Source organism: Brevinema andersonii, assembly GCF_900112165.1.
Taxonomy (GTDB): domain Bacteria; phylum Spirochaetota; class Brevinematia; order Brevinematales; family Brevinemataceae; genus Brevinema; species Brevinema andersonii.
Genome location: NZ_FOKY01000012.1, coordinates 1 through 23,811 on the forward strand (window position 1 = coordinate 1; position 23,811 = coordinate 23,811).

General features: G+C 36.2%; 20 protein-coding genes and 1 tRNA gene. 3 read left to right on the top strand and 18 right to left on the bottom strand.

Annotated elements, in window-relative coordinates; all coding sequences use genetic code 11:
* Positions 1-1,590 precede the first annotated feature (1,590 nt).
* The 7 genes from BM018_RS05425 to BM018_RS05455 all read right to left on the bottom strand — a co-directional run bounded on the left by BM018_RS05425 (position 1,591) and on the right by BM018_RS05455 (position 9,154).
* Positions 1,591-1,663 (bottom strand) — tRNA-Ala (locus BM018_RS05425).
* Positions 1,664-1,709: 46 nt separating this feature from the next.
* Complete coding sequence (mtaB, locus tag BM018_RS05430; protein ID WP_092319408.1) at positions 1,710-2,972, bottom strand: tRNA (N(6)-L-threonylcarbamoyladenosine(37)-C(2))-methylthiotransferase MtaB; 1,263 nt, start codon at positions 2,970-2,972, stop codon at positions 1,710-1,712.
* Positions 2,973-2,987: 15 nt separating this feature from the next.
* Positions 2,988-4,805 carry a 1-deoxy-D-xylulose-5-phosphate synthase gene (dxs, locus tag BM018_RS05435; RefSeq protein ID WP_092319410.1) on the bottom strand — a complete coding sequence of 606 codons (1,818 nt, stop codon included), beginning with the start codon at positions 4,803-4,805 and terminating at the stop codon, positions 2,988-2,990.
* A gap of 36 nt (positions 4,806-4,841) precedes the next feature.
* Positions 4,842-6,800, bottom strand: a complete 1,959-nt coding sequence (gene ftsH, locus BM018_RS05440; RefSeq protein WP_092319412.1) for an ATP-dependent zinc metalloprotease FtsH — start codon at positions 6,798-6,800, stop codon at positions 4,842-4,844.
* An 88-nt stretch (positions 6,801-6,888) separates the two neighbouring features.
* Positions 6,889-7,413, bottom strand: a complete 525-nt coding sequence (gene hpt / locus BM018_RS05445) for a hypoxanthine phosphoribosyltransferase (RefSeq protein ID WP_092319414.1) — start codon at positions 7,411-7,413, stop codon at positions 6,889-6,891.
* Entirely contained in the window at positions 7,410-8,717 is a 1,308-nt protein-coding gene (tilS, locus tag BM018_RS05450; protein ID WP_092319416.1) for a tRNA lysidine(34) synthetase TilS, read from the bottom strand. Before tilS ends, hpt begins: the two co-directional genes overlap by 4 nt.
* The gene (locus tag BM018_RS05455; RefSeq protein WP_092319418.1) at positions 8,696-9,154 is read right to left on the bottom strand and encodes a DciA family protein; all 459 of its coding nucleotides are present in this window, start codon (positions 9,152-9,154) and stop codon (positions 8,696-8,698) included. Before BM018_RS05455 ends, tilS begins: the two co-directional genes overlap by 22 nt.
* A gap of 134 nt (positions 9,155-9,288) precedes the next feature.
* Between BM018_RS05455 and flgG the strand changes: the two genes are divergently transcribed.
* Positions 9,289-10,083 (top strand): flagellar basal-body rod protein FlgG, encoded by a 795-nt coding sequence (gene flgG, locus BM018_RS05460; protein WP_092319420.1) that lies wholly within the window; start codon positions 9,289-9,291, stop codon positions 10,081-10,083.
* Between the two features lie 254 nt (positions 10,084-10,337).
* Here flgG and BM018_RS05465 read toward each other — a convergent pair whose 3' ends face one another.
* Positions 10,338-10,880, bottom strand: a complete 543-nt coding sequence (locus BM018_RS05465) for a hypothetical protein (RefSeq protein ID WP_092319422.1) — start codon at positions 10,878-10,880, stop codon at positions 10,338-10,340.
* Between the two features lie 205 nt (positions 10,881-11,085).
* Here BM018_RS05465 and BM018_RS05470 point away from each other — a divergent pair, with 205 nt between their 5' ends.
* A complete protein-coding gene (locus BM018_RS05470; RefSeq protein ID WP_092319424.1) occupies positions 11,086-12,462 on the top strand; it encodes a hypothetical protein in 1,377 nt (458 codons plus the stop codon).
* On the opposite strand, the gene xerA is transcribed toward BM018_RS05470, so the two are convergent.
* The gene (gene xerA, locus BM018_RS05475) at positions 12,432-13,319 is read right to left on the bottom strand and encodes a site-specific tyrosine recombinase/integron integrase (protein WP_092319426.1); all 888 of its coding nucleotides are present in this window, start codon (positions 13,317-13,319) and stop codon (positions 12,432-12,434) included. The two genes, BM018_RS05470 and xerA, sit on opposite strands and share 31 nt — an antisense overlap.
* 115 nt (positions 13,320-13,434) lie before the next feature.
* On the opposite strand from xerA, the gene BM018_RS05480 reads away from it, so the two are divergent.
* Complete coding sequence (locus tag BM018_RS05480; protein ID WP_092319428.1) at positions 13,435-14,271, top strand: flagellar hook-basal body protein; 837 nt, start codon at positions 13,435-13,437, stop codon at positions 14,269-14,271.
* Here BM018_RS05480 and BM018_RS05485 read toward each other — a convergent pair.
* From BM018_RS05485 to BM018_RS05525, 9 genes are all read right to left on the bottom strand, one after another.
* Positions 14,268-15,326: an adenine nucleotide alpha hydrolase family protein gene (locus tag BM018_RS05485; RefSeq protein WP_092319430.1), complete on the bottom strand. Its 1,059-nt coding sequence runs from the start codon at positions 15,324-15,326 to the stop codon at positions 14,268-14,270. The genes BM018_RS05480 and BM018_RS05485 overlap by 4 nt on opposite strands.
* Before the next feature lie 67 nt (positions 15,327-15,393).
* A complete protein-coding gene (locus BM018_RS05490; protein WP_092319432.1) occupies positions 15,394-16,386 on the bottom strand; it encodes a CdaR family protein in 993 nt (330 codons plus the stop codon).
* A complete protein-coding gene (cdaA, locus tag BM018_RS05495; protein ID WP_092319434.1) occupies positions 16,370-17,089 on the bottom strand; it encodes a diadenylate cyclase CdaA in 720 nt (239 codons plus the stop codon). The genes BM018_RS05490 and cdaA overlap by 17 nt, the downstream gene beginning before the upstream one ends.
* A gap of 14 nt (positions 17,090-17,103) precedes the next feature.
* Positions 17,104-18,219 carry an aminotransferase class V-fold PLP-dependent enzyme gene (locus BM018_RS05500; protein WP_092319436.1) on the bottom strand — a complete coding sequence of 372 codons (1,116 nt, stop codon included), beginning with the start codon at positions 18,217-18,219 and terminating at the stop codon, positions 17,104-17,106.
* 3 nt (positions 18,220-18,222) lie between these two features.
* Positions 18,223-19,122 (bottom strand): hydroxyacid dehydrogenase, encoded by a 900-nt coding sequence (locus tag BM018_RS05505; protein ID WP_092319438.1) that lies wholly within the window; start codon positions 19,120-19,122, stop codon positions 18,223-18,225.
* Positions 19,119-20,123 (bottom strand): N-acetylneuraminate synthase family protein, encoded by a 1,005-nt coding sequence (locus BM018_RS05510; protein ID WP_092319440.1) that lies wholly within the window; start codon positions 20,121-20,123, stop codon positions 19,119-19,121. Before BM018_RS05510 ends, BM018_RS05505 begins: the two co-directional genes overlap by 4 nt.
* A gap of 32 nt (positions 20,124-20,155) precedes the next feature.
* Positions 20,156-20,725 carry a hypothetical protein gene (locus BM018_RS05515; protein WP_092319442.1) on the bottom strand — a complete coding sequence of 190 codons (570 nt, stop codon included), beginning with the start codon at positions 20,723-20,725 and terminating at the stop codon, positions 20,156-20,158.
* Between the two features lie 86 nt (positions 20,726-20,811).
* The gene (locus tag BM018_RS05520; protein ID WP_159428200.1) at positions 20,812-21,966 is read right to left on the bottom strand and encodes an FtsW/RodA/SpoVE family cell cycle protein; all 1,155 of its coding nucleotides are present in this window, start codon (positions 21,964-21,966) and stop codon (positions 20,812-20,814) included.
* Positions 21,953-23,797 (bottom strand): hypothetical protein, encoded by a 1,845-nt coding sequence (locus tag BM018_RS05525; RefSeq protein WP_092319446.1) that lies wholly within the window; start codon positions 23,795-23,797, stop codon positions 21,953-21,955. The genes BM018_RS05520 and BM018_RS05525 overlap by 14 nt, the downstream gene beginning before the upstream one ends.
* Positions 23,798-23,811: the final 14 nt, after the last annotated feature.

Sequence of the window (23,811 nt, forward strand, 5' to 3'; positions counted from 1 at the left end):
CCTCCATCAGAGGAAAACAAGGAATCAATAAGTAAGAAAGAGCAGAAAGAAAGACAATAATATCCCTCCCTATTAATATTTTGGGGAGGGATTTCAGCATTAAGGATGATGAATCCTTAAGCCTTAAGGGAGAAATGGGGTTCTCTTCATAGGTTTTATTCCATCTCAAACAAATGGTCTAAGATAAGAAAAAAATTTTTAACTTTTTTCAAAATTTTTTCAATTTTTTGTATTTTTAGGGACAAATTTCTCCTTTTTGTGCCCTTGAGAAACAATCTCTGTTTTTATCACTATCTACGTAAAATCAGTAATAGTATACACTTACGATGATGTCCGAGGTTTTCAGTAATTTTTCCTCTTTTTCTTTAAATGTCCGAGGGTATTGAGAGGATTTTGGAAGCCTAAACCTCCTTTCTCATAACTATAAGTATTGATAAATACAGGAGTTAAACATTTTCTAAACATTTTCAGAAAGGAGAAAATCTATGTCGTCGGTTATGAAGTTAAATTTTCATAAAATTTCTCTTCGTGTATAGGTATATTCTACTCTTAGAGTATTTAAGAAGAATAAGAGGGATGAAAATATCCCATGTCCGAGGTTTCTATCCTGTTTTTCCCTCCTAATACTGTTATATATTATATCCTTTAAGTCTCAAACTAAACTTTAAATAATCTCATACTAAACTTTACATAACAGCTTTCTAATTCCCTTTATTATGAAATTATTGCAGATTTCGATGATATATCAGTTTATAACATAAATCAAGAATATAGAATTTCATCTACAAAAATATATAGTAAAAATACCGATGAATTTATGATTCTTAATACAGATATTCTGTGAACAATCTATAGATTAAAGTATTTGCTAAATTATGAATTCGATAAGTCTTAAACTTTTATTCAAAATGCTATTTTTTGTATTTCAATATTTATAAAGCTGTAAAAATTAAAGAAGCCAGCTGTGTTAAATTACCTAAAGGAGTCGTTGCAAAATATCATTCTCAAAGTATGTTCTTATAACATGCAGGATGTCCTAGGTTTGTATATATTTTCACTTGTTAATTAAGTAAGGCCCCAACAATGTATATAGAAGATTCCTAGTAAAGAAAAAAGTGATTTATTCTTAGCTTAGTTAAATGAAAGCTCTCTCTCTCTCTCTCTCTCTCTCTCTCTCTCTCTCTCTCTCTCTCTCTCTCTCTCTCTCTCTTATTTTTTATATTGATATTGCTGTTATGGACGGCATCGTGTAGTATTCAAGACAGTTACACTAATGCTAAAATATTTTAGAAATGTAAATGGAAACAACAAACGATGATAATTGAGGTTTGTCTTAACAGTTTTCAGTAGTGGTCGAAAAAATAAAGGAACTGTCATATTTTTAGAAATGCTATCTTTAGCTGTGTAGATGCCTGATAAAAACTACAAATAAATCCTCTTTTTGTAAATCTACTATTTTTTCCATGATAATACACAAATTCTCAATAAAAACTTTGATTCTTGCTCATGAATAAAATATAACACAGTTTTACACTCCCAAAAACAAAAAGCTAATTATCAAAATAATAGATAATTAGCTTTATATATAATTGGACTCGATGGGGATCGAACCCATGCCCCCTTGAATGCCATTCAAGTGCGCTACCAACTGCGCTACGAGCCCTTAGGTATTTTTATAGTAACAGAAGATTATAGAAAAATCAATTCTTTTAAATAATAAATTTTAAATGTCCGTCTTCTTCTATCGTAACATTAAGGGGGGTAATAGAAATAAATTCATTTACATTACAGCTCGCTTCTGGAAAATGAGTACGAATGTAGTTTTCTGTATAGCCTTCACGAATACCACGTTTAGCACTTTCTGTCAAGACTTTGTAAGTTTTCCCGAGACAATTTTTTTTGGCAAATTCTAAGGCAGTTTTTTGGCAAATTTCTCTTAATAATTTTTCGCGTTCTTTTTTTATTTCTGCTGGCATATCCTTGAACCGAGCAGCTGTTGTGCCTTCGCGTTGAGAGTAGGGAAAAATATGTACACGGATAAATTCTGCATTTTTGACCATATTCAAAGTTTCTTGAAATTCTTGATCTGTTTCATTAGGAAATCCAACAATAATGTCGGTAGTTAGTCCAATATCGGGTCGGATATTTTTCATAGTATTGATCAATTTTAAAAAATCATGACAATTATACCGCCGATGCATGCGTTTGAGCACAGAATCTGATCCTGATTGCACAGATAAATGAAAATGCGGGGCCATTTTCGGGTGTTGCAAACATTCCAGCAGTACAGGATCAAATTCATCTGGTTGCAATGATGAAAGACGAATTCGAAAATCGTTGTCATATGCTAGTAAAGATTGTACAAGTTTACCTAATTTACCATGTTCGAATGAAAAGTCACTTAGATTGATACCTGTAAGAACAATTTCTTTATATCCAGATTCTAAAAGTGTAACAAATGCGTGATGAATTTTGTGGAAATCTTGACTACGGCTTCTACCTCGAGCAAAGGGAATTTTACAGAACGAACAAAATTTATTACATCCATCTTGGATTTTTAAAAAAGCACGTGTTCTTTCAAATCCAGAAATTTCTGGAAATTCTGTTAAATCTTTACCTTTTGTAATCTTCTGACCTAAATCTAATAATGGCAAATATTCATGTATACTAAATTTTTGTTCGTTCCTTAAGATAAGGTCAATGTAATTTTTTTCTGCGAGTTCTAATCCATCAGTAGTAGCGTAACAACCAGTCGCAATGACTTTTTTGCCTTGTGCTTTTGCTCTCCGCATATATTTCCGGCCTTTTTCATCGGCTTTAGCTGTTACGGTGCATGTATTGACAATAACAATTTCTGCCTCTTCTTGATCATCACAAATCGTATGGCCTTGAGCTTTAAGTTTTGTAAGGATTGCTTCGCCTTCAAAAGTATTCAATTTGCATCCAAGATTGATAAGATGTATTTTTTTCATGGTGTCTTCCTAAAATCATAGTTTCAAAGGCGCAAAACCGTATTGATCAAGTAGACCTTCCCGGCTGTCCGTATCGGGAAAAGTATCGCCTATATTCTTAAGAATAACTTCCAGTTTTGGATCAAGAGCATGCAGCTGATGTATAAGATATTCACCGACACTGCCATTTTGAATACCTTCCTCAACTATAATAATCCGTGAAAAATTTCCAAGATATTCGATGACTTTTTCAGAAACAGGTTTAGCAAATCGAAGTTGATAAACAGCATAAGATAAGTTGTTTTTTTGTAAATAATTAAGTGTTTCCTCAATGAGAGACCCTAAAAGAACAATAACAGTATCTGAACCGTTTTTAATTTCGAATCCCATACCGAGTTCAATCGGAGGCAATTGTATATCTACATCAGGTTCTGTATCTTTGGGATAGCGAATAGCAAAAGGACCATGAAATTCTAAAGCAAATTGTAACATCATTGAAAGTTCTTTTTGATTCAGTGGTGCTGTTATTGTCATATTAGGAATAGTTCGCAGAAAAGCAATGTCAAAAACTCCTTGGTGAGTTTTTCCGTCTGCTGGAACTAGCCCAGCTCTGTCCAGACAGAAAATTACAGGATAATTACCAATACCTACATCATGTATGAGCTGATCATATGCGCGCTGCAAGAATGTTGAATAAATGGCTACTATTGGTTTGTATCCTTGAGTTGCCAGGCCAACCGCCAAAGTGACAGCGTGCTGTTCTGCAATGCCAACATCAATAAAACGATCAGGGAATTTTTTCGCAAATGCTGCTAATCCTGTTCCTTCACGCATTGCTGCGGTAATTGCGATAATTTTTGGATTTTGTTCTGCCAGTTGAATAATAGATTCTCCAAATGTTTGGGAACGGGTTTTCTGCGGTCCCGCAAGTGCTATACTGTCATCTTGTGCTGAAATTCCATGAAAATTAATAGGATTATTTTCACTTTTGGTATGACCCAGGCCTTTTTGAGTAATAATATGAAGCAATATTGGTCCTGATTCATTTTTGATAGAACTGAAAAGGTTAATAAGATGAATAAGGTCGTGCCCATCAAACGGTCCCAAATACTTAACTCCTAAATTATCAAAAATTGTGTGGTGTCGAAAAATTATTTTTTTGATACCTGATTTTGTTTGAAAAATAGCATCTTTTAACCAGCTACCTAGTCTGGATTTATCTAAAATACGATAAATTTTTCGTTTTAACTGTAAATAATTTTTATTTGTCCTAAGGTAATCAAGATGTTTAGCAATACCACCGACATTCTCAGAAATAGACATTTTATTGTCGTTTAAAATAATGATCAATGGTATGTCACGCCATGATGCATCGTTTAAAGCTTCATATACCATGCCACTGGTAAATGCTCCATCACCAATAATAGCAATGGTTGAGGATGGATTTTGAGACATTTTTTTTGCTGTTGCAATGCCAACACCTAACGATACAGATGTAGAGCTATGACCTGCATGAATAACATCATGAATGCTTTCTTTAGGTGATGGATATCCGGAAAGTCCATTTTTGGTTCTGAGCGTAGGAAAAAGATCTTTTCGTCCTGTAAGGATCTTATGAACATAAGCTTGATGCCCTACATCCCAAATAAATGAATCTTCAGGGGAATTAAAAACATAATGAAGTGCAATAGTTAATTCCACGACTCCTAAATTTGGAGCTAAGTGCCCACCGGTTTGAGTAATATTATTAATAAGAAATTCTCTAATATCATTTGCTAAATAACTTAATTCATCGACAGCAAGGTATTTAATATCTTGAGGGGAAAAAATTTTGTTAAGAATTTTATATGCCACGTGCCTTACTTTTAGGGGTTGTCAATACCCGAAATTTTAAACGTCTAAATCTTCTGTAATAGTAGACTCACTGCTTTCAGCGAGAGTAATTTCTTTTATTCGTGCAGGATATAAGTTACGGAAGTCATCTAAAATAGGATTTTTTGATTTTTCTACAGGACCTAAAATTTCAGCAACTTCACTGGCATTGAGTGTTTCTTTTTCCAGCAGAATTTCTGCAAGTTCAATTAATTTATCTTTATGTTCTGTGAGCATATCAACAGCAGCTTGATAACCTACAGTAATGATCCGTTTAATTTCTTCGTCAATTGCTTCGTGAGTTTTTTCCGAGTATGTTTTACGTGATGAAATATCTTTCGCAAGAAAAATGGGTCCATCGCTTTCGCCATATTGCACAGGGCCTAAAATATCACTCATACCCCATTCGCAGACCATATTGCGTGCATAACGCGTGACTTGTTGAATGTCTCCTCTGGCACCTGCACTAATGTATTCTTTGCCAAACATAATTTCTTCGGCAGCCCGGCCTCCTAAAGCCATAACAATATTTTCTTCAACTTTCTTTTTAATGTAAGAATATTTATCATTTTGAGGTAGGAAAAATGTTACTCCTAATGCCTGACCGCGCGGAATAATGGTAACTTTGTGAACAGGGTCAACCAAACTTAAAAAATGTCCAGTAACCGCATGTCCTGCTTCGTGATAAGCAGTTGTTAGTTTATCTTCGTCAGTCATCACCATAGAACGCCGTTCTGGTCCCATCATTACTTTATCTTTAGCAAATTCAAAATCTTCATTATAAATTTCTTTACGATTTTCACGTCCAGCTTTTAATGCTGCTTCGTTAGCTAGGTTTGCTAGATCGGCTCCTGTAAATCCAGGTGTGCCTTTAGCAATGGTGGAAAGATCAACATGTGGAGCAAGTTTCATTTTTCGGGTATGAACCTTGAGAATTCCTTCACGTGCTTTGACATCAGGCCTGTCAACAACAACTGAACGATCAAAACGCCCTGGACGTGTCAACGCTGGATCCAGAATATCTGGCCTATTAGTAGCAGCAATAAGGATAAGTCCTTCGGACGAGTCAAAGCCGTCCATTTCTACGAGAATTTGGTTTAGGGTTTGTTCGCGCTCATCATGTGAACCTCCCCAACCAGCTCCACGTGCTCGCCCTACTGCATCAAGTTCGTCAATGAAAATAATAGCAGGAGCTTTTTTCCGTCCGTTAGCAAATAAATCGCGAACACGTGATGCCCCTACACCTACAAACATTTCTACAAACTCAGACCCTGATACGCTGAAAAAGGGAACGTTAGCTTCACCAGCAACAGCTTTGGCAAGCAATGTTTTTCCTGTACCTGGAGGTCCTACTAATAATACCCCTTTGGGGATTTTTGCTCCTAATTCGGTAAATTTTGCAGGATTTTTCAGGAATTCTACGACTTCTTCAAGATCTTGTTTTGCCTCTTCAGCACCGGCCACATCTTTGAACAATTTCTTTTCAGTGATGTCTTTATGCAGGCGTGCACGGCTTTTTCCGAAGTTCATAGCTTGACCAGGACCGCCACCGCTACCTCCGCCTTTTGCAAAAGAGCTCCATAGAAACAGCAATACAGCAGAAATGATAATTACCCACCAAAAACTGCCGCTACTTTCTTTAGAAATAATTTCACCACCGATTGTGATATTATTGGAACGTAGTAGAGGTAAAAGTTCTGGATCGTCCATGGGAATAACCGTACGAAAACGCTCAGGTTCAAGGATGCCGTCACCTTTGAAAAAGCCTTCGATTACCTGTCCTTTAATACGTACAGCCCGTATACGTCCGTCTTTTACGCTTTGAAAAAATTGAGAATAATCGATAATAGTTTGGGGTGGGTTGAAACGCGTAAAAATTACGAAAATTCCCAATGAAATAAGCAGAAACAGCCCAAAATATAAGCCTTGATTACCGCCGCCCAATGGGGCATCTTTACGCTTTGTCCGTCTAGCCATGGAAACTCCTTATTTATGCACTTGATTCTTTTTCTTGACTTAAATTATCGGATTTTTTTCAGATAAAACTAAATTTATCTATTAAAAATTAATCTTTATACCCAATATAAGGCAAATTTCTGAGGAATTGATTATCATCGAGGCCATATCCGATGACAAATTTATTATCAATCGTAAAACCCACCCAATCGGGTTTAATCGATACTTGCCGATTCTCCGGCTTGTCCAGAAGCACGCAAATTTTGACTTCTTTCGGATTATGGAAATAGCGGATATGTTTAAGAATATGTTCAAACGTCAGTCCCGTATCTAAAATATCCTCAATGATGACAATTTTTTTATCCTGCACGTCTTCTGACAAATCTCGTATAATTTTAACATGACCGGAATTTTTATTATCGATATAACTTTGTGTTTCGATGAAATCCATTTTAACTGGACCATTTAATTGACGGAAAAGGTCAGAAAAAAATAAAACCGATCCTTTGAGATTGGCAATAATAATAGTTTCTTCGCCATCAATATAAGTATTAATCTCTTCTGCAATCATTTGGATTCGTTTTGCGAGATCTTCTTCCGAAAATAACACTTTAAACCCGTCTAAATAAGTCATAAAAAACCCTTAATTTTTCTTGTTATTTTCAATCCTTTAGTTTTGGAGCAATGTTCCTGATGAATTTTAATAAAGTCAGGTGCTATAATACCGATCGCTATTCCATTTTTATCAATAATGCGACTTAAAGGACGGATCGGAGCAGGAATTTTTGCATCTTTCAATAACGAACTAACTTGGCGGAATCCTTGATTCAGTAAAATTTTTTCATTTTTTTCGGGTATTCTTAAGCTAAGCACATCAAATGGCTCAAGTTTGATACCTTCTTCTGCCCACGATGCCTGCCAAAATGAGCTATTATCACATAGCTTATTATTATGAAATATAACGGCTATTTTTTCAAGATTTTTGTTATCATTTTGCGGAATAAATATAATTTTTTTTCCTTCTTTATAAAGAATTCTATTTTTTTCACTATGGAGAGTGAAGAAATGTTTTTCGGAAGTAAACATCCGAATAATTTCTAAAATATGAGCTGCAGAAAATTCCCGTTCAAACCAAGTTCTTAATTGTTTATGAAGAAGTCTTTTTTGGATTGGAGCCGCCAAGTTGAAAAAAGCATCGATCAAAAAACCATTATTCTGTACAATCGAATTTTGAGCATCAATTGTACAATCTTCCAAAAATGATTCCTCTTCAGCACGCACTGCTGACAAATGAAGTAGAGAGGGTGTTAAGTTGGGGACACGTTTCTCCAAGGTAGGTAATAAATCAAGCCTAATATAATTTCTGAGAAAATCAGTATTTTTGTTGGATGGATCTTCACACCAAGAAACCCCATTTTCACCATTAACTGCCAAAATTTCTGTTTTTGTAAAATCAAGCAGCGGTCTAATAATTTTTGTTGTTCCCATCCGACGCTCCAGCGATAAGAAAAGTTTGCCAGAACCTCGAAACAAGCGAATAAAGATATTTTCCAATAAATCATCCTGATGGTGTGCAGTAAAAATTAAAGAAGCATGATATTTCTTTGCTGTGTCTGCAAAAAATTGATATCGAATATCTCGAGCACGTGCTTCAAAATTTGGGGAATCCAACATTAGTTTTTCTACTTGAAGAACCTCGCAGATAATTCCGTGTTTCGAACAGAAATCCCGAACAAATATTTCTTCATTATAGGAATCCTGACGTGTTTGGTAATTGACATGAGCGGCAATAATATTTTTATGGACAAAACGAAGATTATCCAGCAGACATATAGAATCGCCACCTCCGGATATTGCTGCAATTACTGGTTGATCTTCAGGGATAAATGACTTAAGCCGTTGCCGTAATAGTTCTGTTAAGTTTTTTTTGTTCGGCATAGGCAGAGAAATCGATAAAGAATTTGAGATAATTCTGTATCTAAGTTTTTTTCGGCAATTTGTGCCTGAACGGCTTGACACTCTTCCTCTGATATGGGCGTAAAAGAAGGCAATTGAGATTTTTTTTGAATTTTGGGAGCAAGATTTTTATTTTTAAGGAGTACAAAGCGCATATCCCGTACCTTAAAGCGCGCAGGAATTTTCTCTAAAATGGTTCCTTTTAGCATAGTGAGTTCAGTTTGCCACTCGGCAGAGTCTACCCAAATCAACAAATTTCCATATTTGTATTCTGCAACTTGCGATTTTTGAGCAATAGTTGGTCCGACAATTTCTTGCCAAAGCTGCCGAAGTTCTGCTGCTGTCCGAATTTGTGCTGGAATCCTTGATTGAGCTGCTTGCAGCAGGCCACGTAGCGAATGTGTCGGCATTTTTTTCATAAGAACTTCTCTCTAACTATTGTTAAATTATACCCGAAAATCCGGCAATTTGTCAATCAGAATTTTCTCCAAAATCCTCAATTCTTTCCGAAAAATGCCGAAAATTATCTGAGAGGAATTTTAAGGAGAGGAATATGATGCGTTCTTTGTGGACCGCCGCGTCAGGAATGACCGGGGAACAATTTCATATCGACACCATTGCAAATAACTTGGCAAATATTAATACAACAGGCTTCAAGCGTACCCGTGCTGAATTTGAGGACTTGCTGTATCAAACACAGCGTTTAGCTGGCACCCCTGCAACCGAAATCACTCAATATCCTACTGGCATTCAAACTGGTTTGGGTGTGAAGGTTTCGGGCACTCAGAAATTTTATACCCAAGGTAGCTTGCAGCAAACCGGAAATGTACTGGATGTAGCTATCGAGGATGAAGGTTTTTTTGCGGTGCGTATGCCTGACGGTTCTACGGCTTATACGCGCGACGGGACTTTTAAAATTGATTCGAATCGGCAGATTGTTACATCTCAAGGTTTTCGATTGCTTCCTGAAATTGTTCTGCCAGATAATTTTGAAATAACATCACTGACGATTACGCCAGCAGGTGAAGTTACTGTGAAAGTAGCAGGAGAGGATGATGCCCGGACGATTGGTGAAATCACTACGCATCGCTTTATTAACCCAGCTGGACTCACCAATATCGGTGAAAATCTTGTAAAAGTCAGTCCGGCATCAGGACCAGCAGTTGAAGGAATGCCTTCCAGTCGCGGTTTTGGGGCTCTCAGGCAGAGTTTTTTAGAAATGTCGAATGTTTCGGCAATTACAGAAATGGTAGATATGATTGTTGCTCAGCGTGCTTATGAATTTAATTCTCGAGCTATTCAAACCAGTGATAATATGTTAGGCTCAGCTGTTGCACTGAAAAGATAACGGTTTTAGTTGACAAAACGCTCTGTTGTCATTAATTTGATGGTAACAGAGCTTTTTTTTGAACGAAATTCCAATAAAGGAAACTACAATGTTGGATTTCAAACGTTACGTTCCTGCCGTACTAGAAGAAATTAACCGTTTCAAGTAGCTCGAAAGCGAAAAAGCCAGGTACGACATAGGCGAAAAACAAGCAGAGAGATTGTGTATCAGGCAATATTATCAAGCGTGGTTTTAAAATTTCTTTGCAAGTAGATCTAGAATGTAAAACCTATAGATCCACCACCACTAAATAGAACTCGATATTGAGAGTTAACGGTATGCAATCCTAGTGAAATATAAGGTGCTATTTGAACAGCACGAGTGCCGTTGTAATGGAAACGGATCGGCATATTGAAAAACATTCGATAAAAGACATATTTATTATTGTTTTCTGCCATGTAATCAACGCCTATCCCTAAAGGAGCAAAATTCATTGCAATACTTATACCTTTTTCATCTCCTATGAGGTCTTTGAGAACAGCGCCGAATCCCATCATAAAACCAGCCTGAATAGATCCGAATCTATTTAAAGAAGAGATATTCATAAGGTAGTCTGCAAATAGTGAATTGTAGAAATAAACTTTTTCTCCAATCATGAATTCTAAATTAAGTCCGACACCTGCCAATGAAGCCCAAGCATTACCTAGAGAATAAGATTGATACGAACCTTGAAGAGAAATAGCTGTAATAGGCCTTCTTGCGAACGCGGGATTAACTGCTAGAAAGAAAAATCCTGTGATAATAATATATTTTTTCATAGAGTCCCCTGTGTTTTATGAAGCATAGTTGTGTCTTTAATAGTTGTGTCTTTATATGAGCAAATTTCTGCTTATTTGTCTTAATTATAGATAATTTTTTGTTTAAATTCAAGAGTTCACAATCTTGTTTTTTTTAATTATTCTTTATAAAATATTAATATTTCCAAATTATCGTCAAATCTGATATAAAAGTAAAGGGGGAGTAGTGGATTATCCTGTTAAATTTCTTCTTCCGGATAGGGGGTTTAAAAGTGTTTCTATTCAAGGCCAGGGATTTCCTGAAGATACTGACTTGACTCTTCGATACTGCAGCCGAAAAAAATCTTTTTCTACGACACTTTTCTTACCTGAAGGTGTATATCGTTATCGATTCAATGCAGACGGACAAATAATGGATGATCCTTTTCGAACACGCGGTAGCGAAGCCGTGTTGTATTTGGGCGGCGAAAATGTTTTTTTCGATGAAACTAAAATTTTCTTTGATGGAAATGATTTGGTGATTATACTCAATATCAATAATGCTATATGGTTTGATGCGGTTTTGAATGTTCAAACGTTATCTGGTATCCAGGCGGTTAAAAGTGTATGTTTTTTTTACGAGGGTACGCATAAATATTTGAGGTTTGCTATTCCTACAGACAATCAGGAAAAGATCTATACTTATTTCGAACTGCAAGGTATAGACAGATTGAAATTTTTTGGCAAGAACGGTCTCCACGATCGAGAATGGTTAATAGAACCGTTTTTGATCGTGCGTTCTCAAGTAAAATCAACGATTCGGCATGATATTACAGCGGTTTATATGCTGGATTCCCCAAAAAATATTAAGGATTTCGAGAAAAGGCATGATTATTTTAATTTATTTATAGTTGATTATGTCGATGCCCCTTTAAGCGTAAAATCGCCGTTGCTTCAGTATATGCAGACCGTTCCAGATGATTTGTCGGTTTATAAAGATCTGGCGTTTTTGCTGAGGGAATTTTTTCTGGAGCAGGGTGATATTATTCCGGTTTCGGCACTGATAGGTAGGTTTTTTTACGAGCACTGTGATAAAATGTTGCAGTTTCGTATTAAATTATCAGATGAACATGTGTCATTTTGGGATGCGGTGCGGCGGAATATTCCCGCAGCAACAAGAGCAATTGCATTTCAATTTTTATGCTGTGGGGTGCCAGAAATTTTATTTGGCGAGGAAGTTGGGCTGGCAAAACTCGGAATGGAGCGTCGTATGTATTGGACTAAAGCACGCTGGAATAAAGAATTATTTTATTTCTACTGCAAAATGATTAGCCTTCGTAAACAATATCCAGTCTTGAGGTTGGGTGGGATGCGTTTTGTGATTCAGGATTGTGGCATTTGGGGGATTGAGCGCTTTATGCCTGGCGAACCGTCTATTTTTATTTTTGCAAACCATTCCAAAGACAATATTGTCATAGATTTAACGCGTTTTGTAGGCGAATCGTTTAACATTAAAGAACTCCTGACAGACTATTTATTAAAGCGCAAAAAAGTCTGCACGATTTATGCGGATTCTGTAGCGGTATATATAGCTTACTCAAAGGATCCGTTAGCTAAAGGATGATTCATAATTGATTCGTAAAGGGCCTTTTTTTCGATGTGTGTGTATAATTCAGTAGTACTCAGATTTTCATGTCCTAAAAGTTCTTGAATGACCCGTAAATCAGCACCATTTGCCAACATGTGCGATGCAAAAGCATGTCGGATCATATGGGGATGTATAGCAGTGATATTTAGTTTTATCGATAATTTTTTGATAAAGTTCCAAATATAACCGCGTGAGATTGCTTTTTTATGGCGTGAGATAAATACAAAATCCGAATTTTTGCCGTCGAGAAAACTGTCGCGTGCTACTAAGTACTCAAATAAAGTTTCTTTTAGTCGGCTTCCGATCGGGACGAGCCGTTCTTTGTTTCCCTTACCGAGAATTCTGATAAAATCTTCCTCCATATTTAGTTGAGCCGTAGTTAAAGTGCATAATTCACTGACCCGCATACCGCAAGAATAAAGCATTTCAATAATGCAGTTGTTTCGCATATTGGTGAAATAATTACTGTTATTTAAGTAGTTGCACATTGTTTCTATTTCGGTTTCGCTTATTGTTTTGGGGAGGGTATTTCGCTTTTTTGGAGAATCGATATTTTTTGTGGGATTGTCCTGAAGCAGTTCTAGTCTTATTAAGTCTTTGTAAAACGACTTCAAGCATGAAATTTTTCTGCTAATTGTGTGAGGGTGCAGATTTTTTTCATGTAGAGAAAAAATATAATTGATAATATCTTTTTCTGTGGCATCCGTAGGCTGTTTATTCTTGAGAAATTGTTCAAAGTCATGTAGGTCTCGTTTATAAGCTTGGATGGTATTTGCTGCTGCTTGTTTTTCATAGCGCAGCCTGTTAATAAATCCTCTAGTTTGCTGTGTCATGTCTCCCTCTTTGATATCATCGGAATTTTTTATTAAAAGATAAGATTAATCTTAAAGAACATCAAAAAAATCCGATAATTACTTAGTAGATAAATAAAAATTTGCGGAGGTAATTATGGTCAAGGGATTGTATACGGGTGCCAGCGGAATGCTAGTTTTGCAGGAGTCGATGAACTCAATTGCACAGAACTTGTCGAATGTTAACACCGATGGTTATAAGCGTGAAACAGCTGTTTTGAAAGCTTTTCCAGAAATGTTAGCACGCCGGGTCAATGACGATGGCCAAGTAAAGTTTCCATTAGGGTCTTTCGATAAGGCACCGATCGCCGGAAAGATCGGTACGGGTGTTGAGTATAACGAAGCTTTTGTGCGTTTTGAGCAGGGTAGTTTGATGGAAACAGGATCAGAATTTGATTTTGCGCTAGAAGGTGACGGGTTTTTTACGCTCGAAACTCCCAATGGTATCCGCTACAGCCGCAATGGCTCATTTACGATCAGCAGTGATGGATATGTGGTGGACAGTCATGGCAATTACCTCATTGGTGAGCAGGGGCGTATTCAAGTGGCACGTAATAATTTTAAAGTAGATAAGCAGGCTAATATTACGACAAATGCTGATATTGCGTTTGATGAATTTACATCGATAACGAGCAATGACTGGCAGTCTGAGATTTCATTGGGCAAGTTGAAATTAGTTGACTTTAAACATAAACGTTACCTTGTACGGGAAGGAAATCATCTCTACGCTGAAACCAAATTTTCTGGGGTTCCTCGTGATTTAGAAAATCCCAAAGTTCTGCAGGGCTTTTTGGAAAAATCTACAGTACAACCAGTCGACGAAATGGTACGTATGATTGAAGTACAGCGTCTTTACGAAGCCAATCAAAAGGTAATTCAAACTCAGGATGAACTAGTAGGGCATGCTGTAAATCGAGTAATGAAAGGTAATTAATCATGATGAGGAAATTGTGTAAAAAGCGGACAAGAAAATTCGTTAGATAATTCTTTATGGATATATTCTGAATATTCAGCAAATGGTATAGGTTCTATTTTTTTCGAACCGAAAAAAGAATAATCTTTGTCATAAAAACATACAATTTTAGGCTGATCAAGCGGTTCAATCATGCCGGTAAAAATTCCAGGAGCTTTTTGGGCATGGATTGGAGAGATATTTTCGCCATATAAAAATCCAAAATAATAGCGTGGTTCTTTTACCGCAAATGCAGTCCCGTTAACCGGAAGCATTTTTTTGTAGAATAATTGTAAATATTTGCTTTCAAAAGGTGTTCTACCGATAATGAGCCGTGCTTTTTCTTCGAAGTTCAAATGTGCTCCGAGGCGATTTAGATGTGCAGTATTCAGTTTAAATCCTTTCTCAAAAATCTCAAAAGCTTTACGTCCCATATCTATTTCATTATTTTCTCCACGATATTCTTTTGGATACTCGTAAATACCTAACTGTTGTGCAAGTTTTTCCCGTCGTTCATCAAAACCTTCAAAATCATATACAGCAGGAAGTTTAAATTTTGTTTGGGCAATAGTTTCAGGAAGCAAGGTTGCTGATAAAGGCCGAAAAACTAACCCTTCTACTTCGGCTTCGATGTCTGAGAAAAGCAGAGATTGTCTGCTTTGGATGTTCGGTCGTTGGTTCAAAACATCACCGGTAACAATAAAATCGGCTTTAATGTCTTTCATGTATTCACGGGCTTTTTTCAATAGAAAGATCTGGTATTCCAGACATGCATTAACATTAGAGTACCCCTTTTTTGCAAACACTTCCGAATAGAATTCCTTAGCGATATCGAATTTTGTAATTTCAATGCTGTTTTTTACCAAATATTCCAAACCATGGTATTTCGAAATCCGCTGACCAGCTAGAATGGGTTTATCATACGTCAAGCCTATATCAAAATGGACAACTTTTATATTTATTTTGGTTTGCTGCATTAATTTGATGGTCAAAAGGGAATCAAGCCCGCTTGACGTCAGCACCACTGCTGAAGCCATGGTTTTCTCCTCATTTTTAGTAGCGATTTTTATTATACCAGCAAATACTATTTTTGTAAAGCGGCAGCTAATTTTCCAAAATATTTTCAAGTTCGTATGGATTTTTTTCGTCGTTAGGGAAAAGGTTTTCCAATTGATTTTCGGCTGTTTTTTCTTTGATGCTAACTCTTACTATGGGGAATAAATTTGACAGTACAGTGATATAAGGCAGGGTGTCAATGACAACAGGAAATGCATAAAAGCCGCTTTTTGTAATTGTGGACATATCAATAGATGCTTTGATATTAGATTCAATATAACTAATATTTGTAAACGGAGACTGTACAATAATAGGAATACTCCAATGGTCTTCTACTATCAATTCTTGTGTTAATCCTTGCATTTGCAGAGGAATTAAGAGTTCGTTTGTGTAATTTTCAACGTAAATTTGTGCCTGTAGTTGGATTTTTGAATTTTCTTTTAAGGAAATATTAGACTGAACAATCAAACTGATATTTGTGTTGAGATTAGGTTCCATAAGGGCGGATGAATTAAGTGATTCTGTATAAATATTGGAAATTTTATTTAAAATATTTTCGGCACCTTGTAGTGTTACCTCTGCAGGAGTTAATGAATAGTTAATGATTTTCCGGGCATCATCTTTTTTTTGAAGCGACAACTGAACAGGGACTCTTTTATTGGTCAGATTATCTACAGATATTTTCAATGAATAGGGAAGAATTGATGCGTGAATATTTTCTGGAACGTTTGTTAATTTAATAGGATAAAAATAATCACCAATTCGTGGGTTTGATAAATCCAGGTATGCTTCCATTGTTTTCAGTTTTGTGGAAATATCTTCACGTGTCCTTATTTCAAGACGTACGGATAGTTTGTCTTTAGCAGAGGCTGTAAAATTTTCCGGCAGATTTTTCATTGCTACCGGCAAGCTGATATAAATTTTTTCGATCGACAAAATATTCACATAATACCACAAAAAGGCCGCAATAAGTAATGCCGACATTTTATGAAAAAAATCAGAAAAAAGATAATAAAAAATATGTTTAAGAAAGGATTTCATGGAGAATCTCTTCTATTTTTTTTCTAGGTATTTTTTTTAAGTGGTCATTTTGAGCATAGGAAATTCCACCATCTTCTTCGGAAACCATAAAAGTAATACAGTCATGATCTCGCGTAATGTAAGTACCAGCTTGGTGGCGTGTGCCTCTATCCGTACTATGAGAATAGTCGGTAGGCAAAAAAACTTGTGCAGCTAATACCCGTTCGTTTCTGATAATAACGGCTCCGTCGTGAAGCGGTGTTCCACTGTGAAAAATTGTGAGAATTAGTTCTTTTGAGAATTTGGCGTCAAGCTCGATACCATTATGAATAAATTCATCTAGATGAACTTGGCCTTCAATGATGATCAGTGCGCCAGTGCGGTTTTTAGAGAGTATCAGCAAAATTTGACTAAGCTCGCTGGTAAAAATTTGACTAAGCATAATTTTTTTTCGGGTTTGTCCGAGATTTGAGAAAAAACGTCTTAATTCTGGCTGAAAAACAACTACCATAAAAATAGGAAAATTTGTAATAAGTTTTTCAATGATCCATGTTAGTGTTGTAAAGTTGAATTTTCCGGCAAGAATATAGATCCCGACAGCTAATAAAATACCTTTAACAATTGTTGCTGTATGTGTACCCCGAAAAAATTCATACAAGCCATAAATCACTATGCCTGTAAATATAATATCGGCAAGATTCGTCAGCAAAACAAAAGTATTCATTCTTTTCCTTAGATTTATAAATTTTTTAAAATCTGCAATGCTGTATCGATTTCTTTTATATTGTTGAAAATATTAAACGAAAACCGTACGGTTCCGTGTGTTTTTGTGCCTAAAAATTCATGCATATCTGGAGCACAGTGAAGACCGGCGCGAACAGCTATTTTTTCCTCAGCAAGCACAGAAGCAATTTCTTCTGAAGCCATTTCACAATGTGTCAGAGATATTACGGGAACTCCATCATTATTTGAGTATACTGTAAACTTAGGTAATAAAGCAAGATTTTCCAAAAAATAATTTTTCAGCATATTTTCGTGTTCTTGAATAGAGGGTAATCCTTGCTCTAAAATGAATTTTACACCCTCATTCCATGCGCCTATTGATGCGCCGTCACGTGTACCTGCTTCGAACATATCTGGTTTTGAAATCATGTCTGTTGATGTAGAATGATGTCCTGTACCTCCAAAAATAATGGGTTTGATCAGGTCGTTTGGGTTGGTTAATAAAGCTCCTAATCCTGCACTGCCAAATAAACCTTTATGCGCTGTTATTGCAATGTAGTCGATATGCCAGTCTTTTTGAAACACTGGCAAATGTCCTGCACTTTGTGCTGCGTCAACAAGAATTTTTATATGAGGATAATGTTTTTTTGTCCAAAATACAATTTCATCTATAGGCTGCACACTGCCGTTAACGTTGGAGCAATGGTTTAGAATGAGCAGTGTGGTATTTGGTTGGATAGCATTCTTAAGCAGCGTACGAAAGTTGGTGTAAGTTAATGGAGCACATATTGTATGAGAAATATTTTTTAAATTCATGGCAAAAAGTGTACGCCGTACAGCATTATGATGAGCCATAGTAGATACAATATGATTATTATTTTTGGTATTTTGAATTACGATATTTAAAGCTTCTGTGGCACCTGAGGTAAAAAATATATATTCGGAACCGTATCCATGGAAAAGCGTACTAAGTGTTCGTCGTGTTTCAGTGAAAAGTAGCTGAGCTGACTGTGCCTGTGAATAAATTCCTCTACCTTCGCTAACAATGCCTTCTCGAAAGTACTTGTCGCGAGTTTGATAAACTGCTTCTGGTTTTGGATGCGAGGTGGCTGCATTATCAAACCAAATCATAAGTCACTCTGATAAATTATTTAGAAAATCCAAAACAGCTTCTGCAGCCATGATAGAAACTCGATTTCTTGCTTCGATACTAGCACCGCCTAAGTGTGGTAGTAATATGATATTTTCGATATCAAACAAAGGTGAATCAGTCGACAGAGGCTCGGTTTCGAAAACATCAAGTGCAGCGCTTTTGATGTGCCTTGAATTTAACGCTTGAATAAGATCAGCTTCATTGACCACAGCTCCGCGTGAGGCATTTACAATACAGGCCTGAAAAGGCAACAAAGATAATTCTTTTTCCGAAATCATATGATATGTTTCTATAGTAAGCGGTACATGTAGAGTCAACAAATCACATTTAGGAAGCAAATCAGTTAATTCGGAAACTGCTATCGTATTCTCAGGATACTGGGTAATATAAGGATCATAAATCATGATATTCATACCAAGTGCAAGACTGATTTTAGCAACACGTGAGCCAACATTACCGCAGCCGATAATACCTAAAGTTTTTCCTTTTAATTCAAATCCTTGAGTAGTATTTCGTTCCCATTTTTTTTGATGGTAAAGTAAACTATGAGCTTTTACGATATTGTGTGCCATTCCTAACATTAAGCCTATTGTGGTTTCAGCGGCATTGTCAGCGTTCCCTCCAGGAGCATTGGCGGTAAAGATATTTTTACTATGTGCATAAATTTCGTCGATCGTATCCATTCCTACTCCAGCGCGTGCAATTATCTTAAGTTGTGGTGCCTGGTCAATCAAATTTTTTGTTACTTTTGTTGAACGTACAATTAATGCATCTGCATTAGGAAGTTCTTCCAAACCAAAATATATGTTTTGTCCTGATTGTCTAAGGAGATCAATTGCTTCATCACTGAGGTCGTCCGCTATGATAATATTGTATTTCATAATGAAAAAACGTCTCTTAAACGCGTACCTTGTGGGATATCATGCGGATAGGTTTTTCCGAGAAGAGATTCCAGAAATGAAGATGAAACTCCATTTCCTGGCCTTAGTACAATGAGATGATCGCGTGTTATTTTAGTGTTTGCTGGGATAGTGTATTGGGCAAAAATATCTCGTCCTGCCAGTGGGCGTATTTTTTTTTCAGTAGCGGTAACTTTACGTTGTCCGGAGCCTAATGCTTTTTCTATAGTGCGGATATTGTTAACAAGCTCTTGAAACTGTTCTGGAGAAAGTGATACGGGATGATCAAAATCAATACGTTCCGGAAATAGAGTAAAATGCCGTTCGATAATTTTTGCCCCTTGAGCAACTGCACCTAATGATAAAGCAATACCTTGCGAGTGGTCAGAAAAGCCTATAGCTTGATCAGGGAGCATTTGTTGTAATGTTTTGATATAACTAAGATCGAATGCTTCAGGAGCTGCCGGATATTCAGAAACACAGTATAATAACGCAGCAGGATTATTTTTAATTTTTTGTGCTAATTGTGTAGTTTCTTGATGCTCTAGTGAACCGCATGAAACTAAAAATGGTGCTTTCTGTTCAAGCAAGATATCCAGCCAAGGCTCTGTAAGCGCATCCCCGCTCGCAATTTTAATAGGAAAAATTTTCTCTTGAATAAATGTTTGCAGGGTTTTTGTATCAAACAATGAAGCAAAAGCATGTATTCCTTTACTATAAGCATAATCTCTCAATTTAAGGAAATCTTGTAATGGCATACAAAAATCCTCAAAAAGCTGATGAGCTTCGGGACATAATTCTTTATGATAAAAACCATTGATATCATAAATTTGAAATTTTACAGCGTTTGCACCAACATTAATAGCTTGATCTATCATTTCTTTGGCAATTTCAAACTCACCATTATGATTAATACCAAGTTCAGCTATAATAAAAACGGAAGAATTTTTAGGGTCACAGAACAATTTTTCTATATCAAACATAGAGTTTCCTCTTTTCTTGCAGCAATTTTCTATTAGTTATCTGATAATAAATGACTGATTGATTGACCAAAATTTGAATGTATTTTTGTAGGTTGAGCTTTAATTTCTTTTTTTAATAGGCTTATCATTTGGTTGTTAACAGAAGTTTTTGAAATAGAATCTTTATTTTGTTCCATAATTAGATAATGTGATAATACTTTCCGTTCATTTTGAATACTATTATCTATTTCTTTTTTAATAGCATTGATTTCAGAGGTGAGCTGTGGTATATTTGTTGAAATTTGATTCAATCTTGATGTAAATTGAGGATATTTTTTTTCTAAACTTTCTGCTGTTTGTTTGATATTTTGGTATAATGCAGATGGTTGATCTTGAAGATTTTTAATATTTTTTAACAAATCGCTTAATAATTTGTCAGCTTGTTCATATTGTTGTAATTCTATTTGATGTGTTTGTGTGTTGAATATATCTTTAGCGTTGTATGAAGTGATTAATGTCGAATCTTTTGCAGAATTTTTGGGTTGTTTATCTATGTTTTTTATTAAATTTAATTGTTTAAGTTGTCCATGGGAAATTCCAATGCTTCGATTTAGAATTTTCATATAATTCTCCATATATTAAGAATTTATCCTTTAATAACATAATATAACATATATATTTTTTTTTTGCAACTTTTATCTTCCGATATTTAATAACTTATTTTATAATTTTGTTCGCTTTTGTTTTCAGGATAATGGGCACTAATATTTAACAATATTCCCATAGCGATAGACAGAACTAAAAATGATGATCCCCCATAACTGATAAATGGTAAAGATACGCCGGTTGGTGGCAGAAAAGCAACAGCAATCATAATATTAAAGAGGGCATGAGTTGAAATTAGTGTGATAATTCCAAATGCTAGTAGTCTGCCGTATGCATCTTCGACACGGAATGCTAATCGAAGCCCTTGAAGAAAAAAGTATGCAAATAATCCGAGAATAGCTAAGCCTCCAATTAGACCTAATTCTTCAACAATGACAGAAAAAATAAAATCAGTATGAGCTGCCGGCAATCGGAAAATTTTTTGTGTACCGTTTCCTAGTCCGACACCGAAAAGTTTTCCATTAGCAATAGCTTGCAAGGATTGAATCGATTGATACCCAATGCCGCTAGGATCACGCCACGGGTCGAGATAAGCAAAAATTCTGTCCTTACGGTAAGCAACCTTCCAGACAGCCAACCCCATCACAGGGAGTGACAAAAACCCAATACTAATGATATGTTTTATTGAAGCTCCCCCAATAAAAAACATCGCAAATACTACACTAATGATCACAGCACCAATAGAGAATCCTGATTGAAGGAGGGTTATCATGAAGATAATCACTGCCAAAAGCAGAGGAGGCAGCAATCCAAAAGTGAAATTTGTCAAACTATTTTGTTTTTTCACCAGAATATGCGCTAAATAAATAATCATAGTTATTTTAGCAAGTTCGGACGGGTTAAACGAAAAAAAACGAAAATTAATCCAGCGCTTTGCTCCGCCTGCCTCTAAGCCTATTCCCGGTACAAAAACCAGTACTAAAATCAGCAAAGTTAGGAAAACTAGCGGCTTGACAAGAATACGTGTTATTCTGTAGTCAAGTCTAGTAAAAAAAAGCATCACAAGCACAGAAAAAATAATAAAAATCAGCTGTTTTAGAAAGATCAATGAAGGAGCGAATCCTAAAACATTGCCTGCATAGCGCGAAATACCAAACATAAATACTAATCCAATGGCTACAAATATAAAATACAAACTGAGTAACACTTTATCAACTTTATTGAATATATGTGTATCAAAATTTTTATAATTTTTCATTAAAATAATTTTGCATTTGTTTTTGAATTTGGTCATAATCTTGTGGAGTTAGGATATTTTTAGCATCGCGATTAAACTGCTGCATATAATGATTCCGAGCTCTTTGATCGCCGACTGCTTCTGCAATTTTGCTCATAGAAATCGCTGTTGCTAGATCTTCCTGAGTCTTTGCAACTGTCGGTAATAAGCTTGATGCTTCGTTTAGTGTTTTACGGTAAAGATTTTGGTCGACAATTTCCCGGTAGCCTGCAATATCTCCTAAAGTACGAATATGCCATTGTCTGTATATGGGATCATTTTTTTTCTTATTCCAAAGCATTGTCCAGTTAGCAATAAAATTTTCAAATAGTTCTCTATCATACGAAAAAATCAAACGATTAATTACTTTTGTTAAGTAACTGATCACTTGGTTAATATCGATTTCATCAGCTGGTTTTTGAAGGAGTGTCTGAATATTTTGGGCTTCCCGTGCAAATGTTTCGCCTCCTAACTGTGTGAAATTGTCTCTCATGTTGACTAGAGCTGCAACAGCCTGATAAGGCTGCGATTTAAGTAGATTTTTTTTCATTGTTTTCCAATGTTTCATAGAGTTGGTCATCGCTTTAAGCTGGTCATCAAATGCCTCGAGATATTGCGTTGCCTGTGCTGGATATTTGAATGCCTGCTGCAGATAGCTCCAAAAAAGTACATTATACGTCGCCCACGAATATGGGAATTGTTTGGTGACTTTTTCCCACACCTCAATGGCTTGAGGTGTATAGTCGTTTGTTTGATACATAAAATTGTCATTGATAGTAAGGTAGAAAATGCCTAAATTATGCAGGATAGAACTCGAATCATGACCTGTCCGAACTGCAAGGTCCGCGTAATACCAAACTTCATCCCACAATTCGTCCAGTTTCTGCTTGAATTCTGTTTTTAAGTAAAGAGTATCTTCTCGTTCGTAGAGATATTCGTAATTTTTAATTTCATCGCTTAAAAACATCACCAATTCATAGGCATAACTCGTAATGATTTCCCGTGATAGATAATCAAGGTATTCGATATTTTCGATATCGTCCCAGCGTGTAATGAAAGTTTCCCTAGGATCTTTCACGAAGGGTTTGTGGTACATTCTTTTGAACACAAGATTTGCACCATCACGGCTAACTAACCCTTCCTGAATAAGCTCGTTAGTCCAGCGATTCCATTCTTGGTCGTTGATCGGGCGTCCGAGTACGTCTGTCAGGTGTTTGCGCAGGTAATTAATTTTGGATTCTTTGGTGATCTGTAGTAGGTCTACTAGTGCATAACGGATTGGCTGTACTTTGTACATTTGTCCGTAATTTTTATAGTAAAAATCTCCCAATTCTTGAGGATTCGGGCGCTTCCAAGTCAGATAAGTTGAAGGTTTTCCCAGTGCGTAAGGCACGAAATACGGAGGTTCAGGGCTGCGTATATCTTCGTAAAACGGTTCCTCTCCTGTGAATAAACCACGATCTACGGCATTTTGTCGGTTGTTGAGGGTTTCCAACGAAACATAGCGAAGATCTCCGTAAATTTTTTTATAAATATTGCCTTTTTGGTCGTACGGAAACAAATCCTGCCTCAATTTCTCAGCATAAGTGAAATATAAAGAAGAAAACACTTGATTATCGCCACCTTCGGTCATGAAAACCGAATATTCTTCAGTTGATGAAAGTAGATTTTTTCCATAGTCATGATTGAGCCAGTTTTTGCTGTGGTCGTTGTATTTGTAGTTTTCAACCAGCGGGTACAACGCCAGTCCCATAACCACTAAAATCCCAATTGCGAGCGGCCATGATATTTTTTTTGAGGATTCCAAAGCCATAAAAAGCCTCTTTT

Coding starts and splice junctions, on each gene's coding strand:
- mtaB (WP_092319408.1), bottom strand. CDS start 2,972: ATGAAAAAAATACATCTTATCAATCTTGGATGCAAATTGAATACTTTT.
- ftsH (WP_092319412.1), bottom strand. CDS start 6,800: ATGGCTAGACGGACAAAGCGTAAAGATGCCCCATTGGGCGGCGGTAAT.
- hpt (WP_092319414.1), bottom strand. CDS start 7,413: ATGACTTATTTAGACGGGTTTAAAGTGTTATTTTCGGAAGAAGATCTC.
- tilS (WP_092319416.1), bottom strand. CDS start 8,717: ATGCCGAACAAAAAAAACTTAACAGAACTATTACGGCAACGGCTTAAG.
- BM018_RS05455 (WP_092319418.1), bottom strand. CDS start 9,154: ATGAAAAAAATGCCGACACATTCGCTACGTGGCCTGCTGCAAGCAGCT.
- flgG (WP_092319420.1), top strand. CDS start 9,289: ATGATGCGTTCTTTGTGGACCGCCGCGTCAGGAATGACCGGGGAACAA.
- BM018_RS05465 (WP_092319422.1), bottom strand. CDS start 10,880: ATGAAAAAATATATTATTATCACAGGATTTTTCTTTCTAGCAGTTAAT.
- xerA (WP_092319426.1), bottom strand. CDS start 13,319: ATGACACAGCAAACTAGAGGATTTATTAACAGGCTGCGCTATGAAAAA.
- BM018_RS05480 (WP_092319428.1), top strand. CDS start 13,435: ATGGTCAAGGGATTGTATACGGGTGCCAGCGGAATGCTAGTTTTGCAG.
- BM018_RS05485 (WP_092319430.1), bottom strand. CDS start 15,326: ATGGCTTCAGCAGTGGTGCTGACGTCAAGCGGGCTTGATTCCCTTTTG.
- BM018_RS05490 (WP_092319432.1), bottom strand. CDS start 16,386: ATGAAATCCTTTCTTAAACATATTTTTTATTATCTTTTTTCTGATTTT.
- cdaA (WP_092319434.1), bottom strand. CDS start 17,089: ATGAATACTTTTGTTTTGCTGACGAATCTTGCCGATATTATATTTACA.
- BM018_RS05500 (WP_092319436.1), bottom strand. CDS start 18,219: ATGATTTGGTTTGATAATGCAGCCACCTCGCATCCAAAACCAGAAGCA.
- BM018_RS05505 (WP_092319438.1), bottom strand. CDS start 19,122: ATGAAATACAATATTATCATAGCGGACGACCTCAGTGATGAAGCAATT.
- BM018_RS05510 (WP_092319440.1), bottom strand. CDS start 20,123: ATGTTTGATATAGAAAAATTGTTCTGTGACCCTAAAAATTCTTCCGTT.
- BM018_RS05515 (WP_092319442.1), bottom strand. CDS start 20,725: ATGAAAATTCTAAATCGAAGCATTGGAATTTCCCATGGACAACTTAAA.
- BM018_RS05520 (WP_159428200.1), bottom strand. CDS start 21,966: ATGAAAAATTATAAAAATTTTGATACACATATATTCAATAAAGTTGAT.
- BM018_RS05525 (WP_092319446.1), bottom strand. CDS start 23,797: ATGGCTTTGGAATCCTCAAAAAAAATATCATGGCCGCTCGCAATTGGG.